We start from the raw sequence: 12,887 nt of genomic DNA on the forward strand, positions 1-12,887 counted from the left end.
CCCCTCCCCTTACACGGTAGACCCAAAATCATATTATGAAAAATAATTCTGGCAGTATAATATCGACTCATAGCGAATAACAGGATTTATATGAGTATTAAGAATTCAGTTGAAGAAAGGTTTAAGGTGAGGGAGATGTGGTATTACCACGTGTGATAGCGAGATGATAATACATCATCTCCCTCACCAAAACAACGTTCAACAAATAGGATATAAATTACTTTCCATGCTGAACTTCAAGGGAAAGAGAGGGGAAGAGGTGGCGAGAACCCTCATCTCGGCCTGTCTGTGGAACGATTCAGTAGAGAACAAGTCGAGGGCGTATGGCGTGTCCCCACAGACCGTGAGGAATTACGTGGAGGAGCAAGGGGTGGAAGTTATTGAGAAACTCTTGGAAAGCGCCAGGAAAATATCCTTGGAGGTACTGAAGGGAGTCAAGGAGATAGACCTCTCAATAGACTGGACCACCAAGACCTGGTACGGGAGACCGGTGGAGGGGCTCGGGAGTTCGGAGGAGGGAAACTCTTGGAACTACGCAACTGCGACGACTAAGTTTGACGGGAAAGTGCTCCTACTAGCTTTCGTCACTCAAGTGAACGGGATGACCAAGGATGAGGTCGTGAAGGCCCTCGTGGAGCAAGTCGTCGCCATGGGGTTCAAGGTGAGGTTGATAACTCTCGACGCTGGTTTCTACACGGTTGACGTGCTCAACTTCGTTTCGCAGTTTAAGTACGTAATTGCCGTCCCTGTTGGGGACGTGAAGGTCCACCGGGAGTTCGACGGCGAGTACGAGACGAACAGTAAGAGGCACAGGAGGGACGAGCAGGTCGAGTTCAGGCTCCTCGTGTACAGCAAGGAGAAGGTCAGGAGAAAGAAGAGGACTCTCGTTTACTTCGCTAGGGCTACGAACCTCGACCTACCGAAGGGGGAGGTGTTGAAGTTGTACAACAAGGTGAGGGGTCCCATAGAGACCTCTTACCGGAACATCAAGGCCTTTCTCCCCTTCACCAGTTCCACCAAGTTCGTCTTCCGCACGTTGATCTTCGTGCTGGCCGTGGCCTTCTACTCCCTGTACACCGTATTCAAGGGGGAGGTGAGGAGGGAGGAGTTCAGGTTACTCCTAATACTCTTGTTTTCTGATGATTTATTCTATCTAAGAGATTTTCTACTTAAATCAGTAGAACCGCTTATTAATAATATAGATTTATTTTCAAGGAGGTGATTTTGGGTCTACCGTACAGCACGGGCAACCTCACCGTGACCCACTCCAGCCCGTACACGACCCCCGGAGGGAGACCTTGAACCCCCTCAAGAACCTGTACCTGGCGTAACCCCTCCTCCTCACCTCCTTCCCCCTGACGTACCTGGGGGAGGTCCTCTCCGCCTCCTCCAGGGCCCTCCTCTCGATCTCAGCCACCGTTTCATTTAATAGCGCGTCCTTCCCAAGTAACTCGGGGACGAGCGAGGTCACCACGTGATAAAATAGATGTCTCATGGTATGACCTAGCGCTCGTCCCCCTTTTAGTGTTACTGATGTAGGATCAATTATGTCACTTTCATTCTATAGAAACAAATAGAAATCGCAATGGAGCCCTGAATCGCCCATCAATTTTATATTAGGGAGAATAATTTCTCTTTACCCAATGAAAGTTAAGTTAGACCACTGTGGATGTCCAGTCCAGAGGAGATATGCCTCGGACTTCCTCATGACCAGACTTTACCAACTTCGCAGTGAGAGGTGCTTTAAGAAGTTGGGAAGGAGAGAGTTGGAGGGGGGTAGGTGGTTTGAGCTGTACTCGAACAGCACCGAGCTCAGGTACCGGAGTAGCGAGTGTCCACTCCTCATAATAGCCCTGGAGGTCCTGTTGGAGGCCTCAGAGGACGGGAGGAGGACACGTGAGGAGTTGTTGGCTTCCCTTAAGTCGATCAAGGGACTTCAGATGAACGAGCTTCTAGAGAAGGTAGTTGAGAACTTCCACGAGGTGATCTCAGTTGAAACGAGTGGCGTACATCATTGAGTCGAACTTGAGCTGAATCCTTTCTCACGTTAATAGAAATCTTTTTATATTTATTTATTATCAACCAATTTTGTGGAGAGACTACTGAGACCTAAGGAGGCTTGCCAACTGCTCAGCATTTCATACTCAACACTCCTACGGTGGATCAGAGAAGGGAAGATAAGGGCAGTAACGACTGAAGGAGGGAAGTATAGGATACCTTACAGCGAGATTAAGAAGTACTTAGAGAAGAGGGAAGAGACGAGGGCTGTAATTTATGCAAGGGTGTCCTCGGCTGACCGGAGGGAAGACTTGGAGAGGCAAGTGAACTACCTAACAAATTACGCAACGGCGAAGGGTTACAAGGTGGTTGAAGTACTGAAAGATATAGCTAGCGGGTTGAACACGCAAAGGAAAGGACTGTTAAGGCTATTCAAACTTGTTGAGGGAAGGAGTGTAGACGTCGTATTAATAACCTACCAAGATAGGTTAACAAGGTTCGGTTTCGAGTACATTGAGGAGTTCTTCTCAACCGTGGGAGTTAAGATTGAAGTAGTTTTCGGTGAGGAGCCCAAAGATGACGCACGAGAGCTAGTTGAGGACTTAATCTCAATCATTACCTCATTCGCAGGGAAAATTTACGGAATGAGGAGTCACAAGAAGACAGTCCTGGTTCAGGGTGTAAAGAAGTTGATAGGTGAGTTGAGTGGAGAGGACAGTGAAGTTAAGGGTTAGGGTTGACCATAAAACTTACTCAGCACTTAAGGAAGTTGAGGAGGAGTACAGAGAGGTTCTAGAGGACGCAATAAATTATGCGTTGTCAAACGAGACTACCTCCTTCATCAGGATTAAAGCTGGGATTTACAAGACTGAGAGGGAGAAGTACAAGGACTTACCATCCCATTTCATTTACACCGCCTGTGAGGACGCAAGCGAGAGGTTGGACAGCTTTGAGAAGTTGAAGAAGAGAGGTAGGGCCTACACTGAGAAACCGTCTGTGAGGAGAGTTACTATTCACCTGGATGATCATCTGTGGAAGTTCAGCCTCGACACGATTTCAATTTCCACAAAGAAGGGTAGGGTTTTCATTTCACCAACCTTCCCTAAGATCTTCTGGAGATATTATAACAAGGGCTGGTCGATTGCCAGTGAGGCCAGGTTTAGGCTGATGAAGGGGAACGTGGTGGAGTTCTACGTCATTTTTAAGAAGGATGTTAAACCTTATGAGCCTAAGGGTTTCATCCCAGTCGACCTCAACGAGGACTCGGTCTCCGTATTAGTTCATGGAAAACCGACGCTTTTAGAGACTAACACTAAGAAAATTACTCTGGGCTATGAGTATAGGAGGAAGTTGACAACTACTGGTAAGCCAACTAAGGATAGGGAAGTGAGGGGGAAGTTAAAGAGGCTGAGGGAGAGGGATAAGAAAGTAGACGTTAGGAGGAAATTAGCCAAGCTGATCGTCATTGAAGCTTTTGAAAGTAGGAGTGCCATTGTCTTGGAGGACTTGCCAGGGAGAACTCCGGAGCATATGATAAAGGACGTGAAGGATAAACAACTTAGGTTGAGGATTTACCGTTCAGCATTTTCCTCAATGAAGAACGCTATCATAGAGAAGGCTAGGGAGTTCGGTGTTCCAGTAATTTTGGTTAACCCATCTTATACTTCTTCAACTTGTCCAATCCACGGGACGAAGATCGTTTACCGACCCGATGGGGGCGATGCCCCGAGGGTTGGTGTTTGTGGGAAGGGGAAGGAGAGGTGGCATAGGGACGTGGTTGCACTGTACAATCTGAAGAAAAGGGCTGGAGATGTGAGCCCCGTGCCGTTGGGCTCGAAGGAGTCCCATGACCCACCTACCTTAAGTGGGTGGCTGAGGGCTAAGTCCCTGCACTCGATCATGAATGAACATAAAATGATTGAAATGAAAGTATAGGGACAAACGGTCATATATCTTAGGCCAGATGATAGTGCCACAGATAGAGGAGGGCAGACACGGCGTTGAGGTCAAAGCGATGTTCTTCATTCACGATAATGTCTACATACCCATGAGGGACAACCCTCTGGGGGATAGGCTCGATAGGTTGGCCAAGGAGAAGGGGATTTACCTCCAAGCGTGTGACCAATGCGTATACATGAGGAACCTGGCCGATAAATTGATATCCTCCTGTAAGATAGGCTGTTTCCCAGACTTTTACGGCGCCGTCCTCGACCAGGTGGACTTGATTATAACAATTTAATAAAAAAGTTAAGTAAATGAGAGAAAGTAGTTATAAATGCGTTATTTTTAAAAGCCACACCTTGACGAATGTAATGAGAGATTATGAACTACAAACTCCTTATTATAGCAGGGGTAGTTATCATACTCCTTATAGGAGTAGGAGCTGCCCTTCTCATAATGAGAAGCCCATCACCTTCGAGCACCACTACGACTCCTAATTCAACCACTACCACAACTCCAAGCAACTCCACTTCCTCTACCACTTCCTCTAATTTCTATTTCATCGCCTTTACTCAAAAGGGGTTGGCACAGGTCCTGAACCCGTTCAGTCAATCACAGAGTTTCCTCGGGTTCACTAGGTACACTAACATCTCAACTAATCTCCCTCAACAGGTGTACTACTGGGAGGAGATTCCTGCAGGAGTAATGCCCAAGTACCTCTTCGTGCCTGTGAACAACGGGACTGTGTTCGTCCTTGACCCACAGAGCTTTAAGGTAGTAGAGACCCTTTACGTTGGCTCCTCAGAGGGTCAGATAGGGTTCATAGGTGCATCCTTCTCTCCCAACGGTGAATATGTAGCTTTGGCTGACGGACCCTCTGGAATACTGGAAGTCATCAACGTGCAGACCTTACAGACAGTATGGAAGGTGACATTCCTTAGGGCTAACGGGGCCACGGCCTATCCCTGTGACGTTAGGTGGACTCCGGACGGAAGTGAGCTGATAGTGCCGATGAGGTTTAATGAGACCGTGGATATCATTAACGCCAGCAACGGACAGGTGGTTAAGTCCCTCCTAACTCTCTCTCCTAACGAACAGGTATTACCACAGCCCTATATGGTTTCTCTAAACTTCCAGGGAACTATGGTCGCAGTTGAGTACGCAGGAAATAACTCAGTTGGATTCTACTCCTTGCCCAACCTACAGTTGATGGGCATGGTTAAGATGCCAGGAAAGTTGGTACCACAGAGGGGAGTCTTCACTCCTGATGGACAATACTACCTTGAGGCTCCTATCAACAATGACACTGTAGTGGTCATCTCCACCTCCAACTTCCAGGTCGTAAAGGAGATCCAGTTGCCTCAAATCAACTCGCCGGGTCTTGCAGACATAGAGATAGCCCCTGGGGATCAATACGCATATGTGGTTATCCACGGAAACGTCAACACTGGAGGGATGATAGTGCTGATATCTCTCTCCTCACTGTCCGTCGCCTATGAGTTACCTCTCACCACCGCTCCGGCCTTCGTGATACCAGTCAACCTGGGGATGGCCAATTACCTCCTCAGCCAAGTGATGTCTCCCCCAGTTACAGGACTCCACTGTTAAGGTGGGCTTATTGAAAGCTGTAAATCCTTTTTTCACAGTTTTCTCCTTTTTCAATGCAACCGTATTTCTACCAATAGTTGTGAACGGAGTTAGGGTTCTCGGGTTATGGTATTCCCCACTAGCTGACACTGGACAGGTCACGTTTGAGATACCGTTCCTTATCTTCGTATTGGTATATGCTCTGGTGTCTGGAGTGGTCGGGTTTCTCGTGTTCAGGATGAAGAAGGGGAGGTTCATCCTAGTTCACGGGCCCATGAGGCTGAGAACAGTGGTCAGGGCAACCTTGAGGGATGGGTTCGGAAGGGCACTGGTAATGACGTTTTTCCCCTCCTATTTCTTAAGCTACCTGGTGGTCTCTGGCCTTCTCCTTATACCAAACGTCAACGTCAGTCCCTACTTTCACGACCTCACGACCATAACTTATCAGGCAGTTGGCTTCCCAGTGTTTGGGGGACTCCTAGTGTTCTCTCCGGTGCAGTACCTAATAGGCCTGGCCAACGACGTCGTCTTGACGCTCTCACTGATACTCAGCTACTACGTAACTTCCCTACTTTACGTCTCCTCTAACGCTCTCAAATGGGCGGTTCCTAAATCTTTGAGGTTGAGCACCTATAACACCGCAGCCGGGTTCTTAACTGCCTCCATACCATCTTTGGGCACCATAGCAGGGGTCTGTTGTCTGACCCCCACCGCAGTGAACTCCTTGCTCTACCTACTCTCGGGTGCATATCCGGCAGTGACGAAGGGAATAACCTGGAAGTACGGAACTTTCATGGCCGGTGCTTGGACGGGAGGTATCCTGCAGGCATTGATCCTGTTTTCCCCTTCGTTGCTCGGTCTGGTGATGTTGGGATTAGGGGTTTGGCAGGTCAGCGTGATCTCCTCCCTACTGGTTAGGAGGGCCGTCTCAATTGAAAACAGTAAACCTATCCAATAAGGCCTGGCTCACCCTAGTAAGATTGGCAGTAGCAACTATATGGGCCTACGCGGGAATATTCGAGAAGTTACTCAACCCTGGGTTCCTGAACCCAGCCTCGACCTCCTACGTGGGGATAACCGTCCAATATCTGGCCGAGGGCTCGCCCATAAGAGGTTTCCTCTACGCAGTCGTGTTCCCCCACGTCCTACTTGTGGGGGAGTTAGTCATGGTTGGTGAGGTTTCCTTTGCAATCCTCACCTTCCTGGGGTTAGCTAACAGGTTGAGCGGGACTGTGGCGTTCTACACGAACCTGATCTACTTCCTCTCTGCCTATTGGACGGGAACCGAGGAATATGGGATTAATCTACTACTCATGATATTCGACGCTTTCCTAGTCATTAACGGGCCTGGCCCCCTCTCGCTGGACTGGTTGATCTCCAGGAAGAGCAGGATCATGAACATGTCCCTCCTATGGTTCTCTATCGGAACGATCCTATACCTGTCCGTGATCCTTTTTTTATTATTTTACTAGATTTACACTCAGTTTAAAAAACTATTTAAAAATGGGGATAACTTAAAAGCAGGTTCCCCAAGTATTCTTTGGTGAGACGATGGAAGACGTATTGAAAATTAAGGAGCCAGACGACACATTAGACGTAGTGGGGGAGTCGTGCCCTGTCCCTGAGATGATGGCCAGTAAGAAGCTAAAGAAGATGAAGATCGGTCAGATCCTAGAGGTCCTGACGGACCACCAGCCCGCGGTGGACGTAACCCTTCCCTCCCTTTGTAAGAACCTAGGGTACCCTTACATGATACTGAAGGACGGTGACCTATTCAGGTTCAGAATACTTAAGGTGAGGTGAGCTAGTCTTGGCCACGCCCTCAATGATCTTACAACCAGTTTTTTCCGAGACTTGGGCCGTCATATTTGGCCTCTTCGGATTGAGCGGATTTATCCTAGGTTGGGTGGCCCAGAGAGGGAATTACTGCTTCATAAACGCTATGACTTCAATATTTACCACTAAAAGTCTTGAGAGGTTTGGTGCCCTACTCCTCCTCTTCGGACTGACCGCCCTGGGCACCGGGATCCTCACCGCATTCGGTGTAATACCTGCAGTCGACCAATACTTTTACAACTACTTCGCTGGTTGGTACATCCTTGTGGGTTCCTTCATCTTCGGATTTGGGGCCGCGATGGCAGGGGGTTGTAACCTATCCATGTTATACAGGGCCAGCAGCGGATACGTTCAGAATTGGATAGAGCTCTTCGGTATGATGATAGGGACTTACGTTTTTGCGGTGGCCATATGGCCCTTCCAATCCTACACGATGCAGGCCGGAATACTCTCAACTACTAGTGGGGGATATGTTGAGTACCTCCCTTACTTGTTGTTCCACTCCACTTCCAGCCTGGCTGTGTATGTTACAACCTTCATTGTTGCCCTTCCACTAATATTGTTGGGCGTGTACTTCCAATGGAGGACTAGGAACAGGTGGGGGAAGTCGCTGGGAGGTTCAACGCCAGGTCTTCCAGGGATAAGGGCCTTGGGATCCCCAGGTATCCCAACACCCGCCGAGACCTCCTCTGGATTGAGACTGAAACAAGACGTCAAGGACATGCTACTGCTGAGGAAGCCCTATGGTACGAATCTATCCACGGTCATCTTAGCCTTGGATATGATATTCGTGTTCTTAGTGGGGGCCGGGTACACTTTCAATTACCTGGTAATAACTTCATCTGACGGAGGGAGGTTCTTCGAGTACATCCTCATGCCCTTGGGTATAAACCTGTTCACCAACACGCCGTGGTTCAACGACTCCCTCCCCATAGTCGATCCCAGCACACTGATGGTAGTGATGCTATGTGTGGGTGCCTTCTCAGCATCCTATCTTAGCGGAGACTTTAAGATCAGGATACCGAAGGACAAGAAGAGGTTAGTCATAGGCTTCTTGGGAGGTATGCTTGTGGGAATAGGCGTGAGGGTGGCTCTTGGTTGTAACGTTGGATTGATGTGGACGAACTTTGGACAACTGGGTTATGACGGCTACATATTCCTCCTAGGCATGTTAGGAGGGGTTTACCTAGCCGTGAAGGTTCAGGAGAGGTTGTGAACCATGGAGGAGATGGAAAAGGCTAAAACCAAGGCAAAGTCGTATCCTGTAAGGAAAGTCATTGCCCCCCTCATACTGTCCCTATTCGCCATTGTCTGGTTTCAGTTCAGTAAGGTCTACCTCACGGGGGCCGACAACATTGCCTTGAGGGAGGCAAACTTCGCCATATACGTCACTCCCGAGCAACTTCAAGGATACCTGGAGGCCACCGCGTGGACGTGTTACATCGTAGTTTACGTTGGTCTAATCTTCTTCTGGTACGGCCTCGTGAGGTATGTGGAATCTAAGGAGGTGTCCAAATGACAGAGATGTATTCGTTCATGATGATCTCAGGGCAGGAGGAGAAGCTCTTCATGGGAGTCATCACGGCCATAGGATATGCATCTGGTGGGAATAAGGTGTACATGTTTTTCACAATGGACGCCCTGAGGGCACTCACTGCCGAGTCGGAGAAAATTAGCCTGAACGGTACCAAGAACTTGAAATACTATCTAGATAACCTAATGGACCTCGCAGGAGATGATCTCGAGATAACGGCCTGTGAGTTTGGAATGAGGGTGAAGAACTTCAAGGAGGAGGACTTCGTCTATAAGGTAAAGGTAGGTGGAGTCTCAGAGTTCGCCCTGAAGAGTTCCCAGTCCAAGGAAACCCTGGTGTTTTGATGAGTCTAAAGGTATTTGTTTTGGGCCCCTTGAACACTAATTCTTACCTCCTCTGGGATAGGGGAGAGGCGGTCGTAATAGATCCTGGAGGCGAGCCAGGGGAGCTCATATCCTTCATTAAGTCCTATAACCTGAACCTTAAGTATGTGATCTCGACCCACGGCCACTTCGATCATGTCCTTGGGGTAAAGGAGTTGGTCAGGATCACCGGTGCTAAGTTTTACCTTAATTTTAAGGACGTGGACCTCATGCCACTCTTCTATGATTGGAGAGAGAAGCCACCCGCCCCTCATGACGATTTGCGGGACGGTCAGGAATTTAGATTCGGCTCGCAAATACTCCAGGCCGTGTCAACGCCTGGCCATACCATGGGGAGTACGTCCCTTCTCTGGGTCGGAAAAATGTTTACAGGTGACACGCTGTTCAAAGGAACGGTGGGAAGATATGACCTGGGAGGTGATAGGGAAGTTCTCAGGGAGACGTTGGAGAAACTAAAGGGCATGGACATCAACGAGATCTACCCAGGTCACGGGGATACTACCAGTCTAAAGGAGGAACTTAAGAGCAACCCGTTCTTAAACGGAGTTGTGGGACCTGACGACTGGTGAGTCCCTTATCTTTATCATCCGAGGACCTCTAGAGGACTCGCGGACTTAGGAGTTGAAGTTCAGGGAGAGTGAGATCTAATCTCCTCGATACTGGCAACGACCAAAATTCAATCGTGAGGACAACTTTGGGACTTTTCTTAAACATCATATCTTGAAAGTTAGGTCAAATGACTATTGCCCGAGGTTCCCCGTCATTTCTACTTCTACCTCTACGGAAATGGAGGCGTGCCAGGCGTTCTCGACACTGTAGTACATCTCGAGCTTGCCTTGTTTCCAGAACAACCTCAACTCACCCAAAAGGTCGGTCTCCAGGTCGAAACCAGAGGTCCGTTTACGCTGAACTGAAGTTTGGCCGGTTTCACATCACCTTAAAAATATCTAAGTTTCTTTGAGTAAAGTTAATTTTTTAATTATGCTTAATAAATCTATTCTATGAAAGCTCTGGTCTTCGATAAGAGCGGATTGGACAACCTGAGGGTAAGGGAAGTACCAACGCCTCTATTGGGCCCTCATGACGTTCTTGTCAAGGTGAAATTAGCTGGGGTAAATCCCATCGATTACGCCGTGGTTCAGTTAATCCCAGTACAGCCTATGCCCCACATACCAGGAGCCGAGGTCTACGGAGAGGTTGAGGATGTGGGAGAACATGTCAAAGGGGTGAAGAAGGGTGACAGGGTGGTAGTTTACAACAGGTTGTTCGACGGTTCCTGTGATATTTGCCTCTCGGGGAGGGAAATGGTTTGCAGAAACGGTGGGATAATGAGTGTAGTCACCAACGGCGGTTTCGCAGAGTATATGGCAGTACCTGAGAAGAACTTGGTAAAGGTAGATCTTCCGCCAGAACTCTCTGCCTCCTTGCCCGTTGCAGCTCTGACCTCGTACCACGCTCTAAAAGAGGCCGAAGTCAAACCCTTGGATTACGTTGTCGTCTTTGGTGCATCTGGGAACACTGGGGCATTTGCCATCCAACTGGCCAAGAAAATGGGGGCCAGGGTTATAGCCGTATCCTCCAAGCCTTGGGTCGCTGAGTTTTCAGATCACGTGGTGGGTTACGACCAGGTCCAGGATAAGGTGAGAGAGATCACCATGGGTAGGATGGCTGACGTCGTGATAAACTCAGTGGGTAACGCAGTCTGGGAATCCAGCCTGAAGGTTCTGGGAGTCGGAGGGAGGCTCGTGTTCTTCGGCGGTCTGACCGGTTCGCAAGTGAACCTGGACCTCTCCACGGTGTACGGGAAACATCAGAAGATAATAGGAACCACTGGAGGAACCAGGAAGGAGCTGCTCGAGCTGACCGAGCTCTGCAAGGACTGTAGGGTCAGGGTCTGGAGGATTCTGCCGTTGGAGCAGGGTAGGGAAGCCCTGGAGTGGGTAGCCAAGGGGAAGGATGGTAGGATATTCCTGAAACCGTAATTTCCTCCTAAAGAATCATATGTTTTTCCTCTCTTCTACTTAATTCAATCCTTATATATATGTAATGAGACAGTTGTCCATGGCCGTAGTCGAAGTTCAAGATTTGGGACCCGTGTCTGTCATAACCTTGAATAGACCTGAAAAGTTAAACGCCATGAACCTGGAGCTGAGGAGCGAGTTGGGAAGAGCCATCAGGGAGTTCAACGCCAATCAGGGGAAGAGGGTCGCCGTGATCACCGGTGCCGGGAGGGCTTTCTCCGTGGGGGCGGACATAGCCTCAGTGTCAGAAGACCTGACGGAGGACCTAAGGATTTCGTTCTACCCTATCTACAGGGAGATAAGGTTTTCCCCCAAGATCTTCATTTCGGCAGTGAACGGTGTTGCCGCGGGAGCTGGGATAAGTCTCTCACTAGTATGCGACTTGAGGTTAGCCTCCAAGAACGCCAAGTTCGTCACCGCCTTTCACGGAATAGGTCTGGCACCAGACACAGGATTGACCTTAATGTTAGCTAGGATGGGAGGATCCAGGTTCCTTGAGAGACTCCTCTTGGGAGGAGAGATAACGGCCCAGGAGATGGCTGAAGTAGGGATAGTCAGGTTGACTGACGATCCCTTGGGAGAGGCACTCAAACTCTCCGAGGGGATATCCAAGGGGCCCTTCAAGGCCTACTCCGCCAGTAAGAGGCTCATAAATAGGGCCATCTTCTTCGACATCGAGGAGTATCTCGAGTACGAGTCGGCAATGCAGGGGTTCCTTGGAAAGACCAGGGATTTCAAGGAGGGGGTCAAGGCCTTCCTGGAGAAGAGGAAACCTGAGTTCAGAGGTGAGTGAACTGAACACCGTAATTGCGGAGAGAATAGGTAACGTTGCCGTAGTGAAGTTGAACAGGCCAGATAGACTCAACGCCATCAACATGGCCATGGTTTACGACTTGGTGGAGGCCTTCAGGACCCTATCTAGAGAGAGGGAAGTGTCATCGGTAGTGGTCACGGGCGTGGGGAAGGCATTCTCAGCAGGGGCGGACGTTAAGGAGATGGTGGAGATGCCCCTAGAAAGTGTGGTGAGGGAGGGACACATGCCCCTGTGGGAGGCTATGAGATCTTTCAAGAGGCCTATCATAGCTGCTCTCAATGGCGTAACGGCCGGAGGTGGCCTGGAGTTAGCAATGGCGTGTGATATAATAATAGCAGGCGAGAGTGCGAGACTAGGACAACCAGAGATTAACTTGGGAATAATACCAGGAGCGGGAGGCACCCAGAGGCTCACCAGAACGGTGGGTAAATATAGGGCTATGGAGTTAGTCTTAACAGGTAGGTTGATCTCAGCCTGGGAGGCATATAGAATGGGGTTAGTTTACAAGGTAGTTCCAGACGAGGCGTTACTCGACGAGGCGATTAGACTAGGGAGGGAAGTCGCCTCCAAGTCCAAGTTTGCAGTGGAGCTGGCTAAGGAATCTGTTAACAAGGCCCTTGAGACCACTCTACAGCAGGGGTTAGACATAGAGAGGAGGAACTTCTACGTCTCAATCTCCTCAGAGGACGGTAAAGAGGGCATGAGGGCATTCCTGGAGAAGAGGAAGCCGAACTGGAAGTTCTGAGCTCTATTGAGCAGTGGCTGGGGCCATC

The 12,887-nt window shown here is 49.3% G+C and carries 17 protein-coding genes and 1 pseudogene; 17 read left to right on the forward strand and 1 reads right to left on the reverse strand.

Annotated features, from left to right (window positions below; genetic code table 11):
• Positions 1 to 163 precede the first annotated feature (163 nt).
• Positions 164 to 1,222 carry an ISH3 family transposase gene (locus tag METMK1DRAFT_RS06780; protein ID WP_009072105.1) on the forward strand — a complete coding sequence of 353 codons (1,059 nt, stop codon included), beginning with the start codon at positions 164 to 166 and terminating at the stop codon, positions 1,220 to 1,222.
• Positions 1,223 to 1,235: 13 nt separating this feature from the next.
• Here METMK1DRAFT_RS06780 and METMK1DRAFT_RS18475 read toward each other — a convergent pair.
• A pseudogene (locus METMK1DRAFT_RS18475) lies at positions 1,236 to 1,495 on the reverse strand (IS256 family transposase); the annotation flags it as partial.
• A 148-nt stretch (positions 1,496 to 1,643) separates the two neighbouring features.
• On the opposite strand from METMK1DRAFT_RS18475, the gene METMK1DRAFT_RS06790 reads away from it, so the two are divergent.
• From METMK1DRAFT_RS06790 to METMK1DRAFT_RS06860, 16 genes are all read left to right on the forward strand, one after another.
• Positions 1,644 to 2,018 carry a hypothetical protein gene (locus METMK1DRAFT_RS06790; RefSeq protein ID WP_009072108.1) on the forward strand — a complete coding sequence of 125 codons (375 nt, stop codon included), beginning with the start codon at positions 1,644 to 1,646 and terminating at the stop codon, positions 2,016 to 2,018.
• A 72-nt stretch (positions 2,019 to 2,090) separates the two neighbouring features.
• Positions 2,091 to 2,732, forward strand: coding sequence for an IS607 family transposase (locus METMK1DRAFT_RS06795; RefSeq protein WP_009072110.1), 642 nt, complete (start codon positions 2,091 to 2,093; stop codon positions 2,730 to 2,732).
• Positions 2,716 to 3,933, forward strand: a complete 1,218-nt coding sequence (locus tag METMK1DRAFT_RS06800; protein WP_009072112.1) for an RNA-guided endonuclease InsQ/TnpB family protein — start codon at positions 2,716 to 2,718, stop codon at positions 3,931 to 3,933. The genes METMK1DRAFT_RS06795 and METMK1DRAFT_RS06800 overlap by 17 nt, the downstream gene beginning before the upstream one ends.
• A 28-nt stretch (positions 3,934 to 3,961) precedes the next feature.
• Positions 3,962 to 4,237 (forward strand): DsrE-related protein, encoded by a 276-nt coding sequence (locus tag METMK1DRAFT_RS06805; protein ID WP_009072115.1) that lies wholly within the window; start codon positions 3,962 to 3,964, stop codon positions 4,235 to 4,237.
• Positions 4,238 to 4,320: 83 nt separating this feature from the next.
• A complete protein-coding gene (locus tag METMK1DRAFT_RS06810) occupies positions 4,321 to 5,547 on the forward strand; it encodes a YncE family protein (protein ID WP_009072117.1) in 1,227 nt (408 codons plus the stop codon).
• A gap of 1 nt (position 5,548) precedes the next feature.
• Positions 5,549 to 6,484, forward strand: a complete 936-nt coding sequence (locus METMK1DRAFT_RS06815; protein WP_245544576.1) for a hypothetical protein — start codon at positions 5,549 to 5,551, stop codon at positions 6,482 to 6,484.
• Positions 6,459 to 6,998: a TQO small subunit DoxD gene (locus METMK1DRAFT_RS06820; protein ID WP_009072121.1), complete on the forward strand. Its 540-nt coding sequence runs from the start codon at positions 6,459 to 6,461 to the stop codon at positions 6,996 to 6,998. The genes METMK1DRAFT_RS06815 and METMK1DRAFT_RS06820 overlap by 26 nt, the downstream gene beginning before the upstream one ends.
• Before the next feature lie 79 nt (positions 6,999 to 7,077).
• The gene (locus tag METMK1DRAFT_RS06825; RefSeq protein WP_009072123.1) at positions 7,078 to 7,329 is read left to right on the forward strand and encodes a sulfurtransferase TusA family protein; all 252 of its coding nucleotides are present in this window, start codon (positions 7,078 to 7,080) and stop codon (positions 7,327 to 7,329) included.
• Positions 7,330 to 7,351: 22 nt separating this feature from the next.
• A complete protein-coding gene (locus METMK1DRAFT_RS06830; RefSeq protein WP_009072125.1) occupies positions 7,352 to 8,578 on the forward strand; it encodes a YeeE/YedE family protein in 1,227 nt (408 codons plus the stop codon).
• Between the two features lie 3 nt (positions 8,579 to 8,581).
• On the forward strand, positions 8,582 to 8,881 hold the full coding sequence (locus METMK1DRAFT_RS06835; protein ID WP_009072128.1) for a hypothetical protein: 300 nt from the start codon (positions 8,582 to 8,584) through the stop codon (positions 8,879 to 8,881).
• Complete coding sequence (locus tag METMK1DRAFT_RS06840; RefSeq protein WP_009072129.1) at positions 8,878 to 9,240, forward strand: DsrE family protein; 363 nt, start codon at positions 8,878 to 8,880, stop codon at positions 9,238 to 9,240. The genes METMK1DRAFT_RS06835 and METMK1DRAFT_RS06840 overlap by 4 nt, the downstream gene beginning before the upstream one ends.
• Entirely contained in the window at positions 9,240 to 9,848 is a 609-nt protein-coding gene (locus METMK1DRAFT_RS06845) for an MBL fold metallo-hydrolase (protein WP_009072132.1), read from the forward strand. Before METMK1DRAFT_RS06840 ends, METMK1DRAFT_RS06845 begins: the two co-directional genes overlap by 1 nt.
• Before the next feature lie 174 nt (positions 9,849 to 10,022).
• Entirely contained in the window at positions 10,023 to 10,193 is a 171-nt protein-coding gene (locus tag METMK1DRAFT_RS17560; RefSeq protein WP_155812322.1) for a hypothetical protein, read from the forward strand.
• An 87-nt stretch (positions 10,194 to 10,280) separates the two neighbouring features.
• Positions 10,281 to 11,261, forward strand: coding sequence for an alcohol dehydrogenase catalytic domain-containing protein (locus METMK1DRAFT_RS06850; RefSeq protein ID WP_009072133.1), 981 nt, complete (start codon positions 10,281 to 10,283; stop codon positions 11,259 to 11,261).
• 79 nt (positions 11,262 to 11,340) lie between these two features.
• On the forward strand, positions 11,341 to 12,093 hold the full coding sequence (locus METMK1DRAFT_RS06855; RefSeq protein WP_009072135.1) for an enoyl-CoA hydratase-related protein: 753 nt from the start codon (positions 11,341 to 11,343) through the stop codon (positions 12,091 to 12,093).
• Positions 12,086 to 12,859, forward strand: coding sequence for an enoyl-CoA hydratase-related protein (locus METMK1DRAFT_RS06860; RefSeq protein WP_009072137.1), 774 nt, complete (start codon positions 12,086 to 12,088; stop codon positions 12,857 to 12,859). The genes METMK1DRAFT_RS06855 and METMK1DRAFT_RS06860 overlap by 8 nt, the downstream gene beginning before the upstream one ends.
• Positions 12,860 to 12,887 lie beyond the last annotated feature (28 nt).

The sequence above is a fragment of the Metallosphaera yellowstonensis MK1 genome (assembly GCF_000243315.1).
GTDB classification, from domain to species: Archaea; Thermoproteota; Thermoprotei_A; order Sulfolobales; family Sulfolobaceae; genus Metallosphaera; species Metallosphaera yellowstonensis.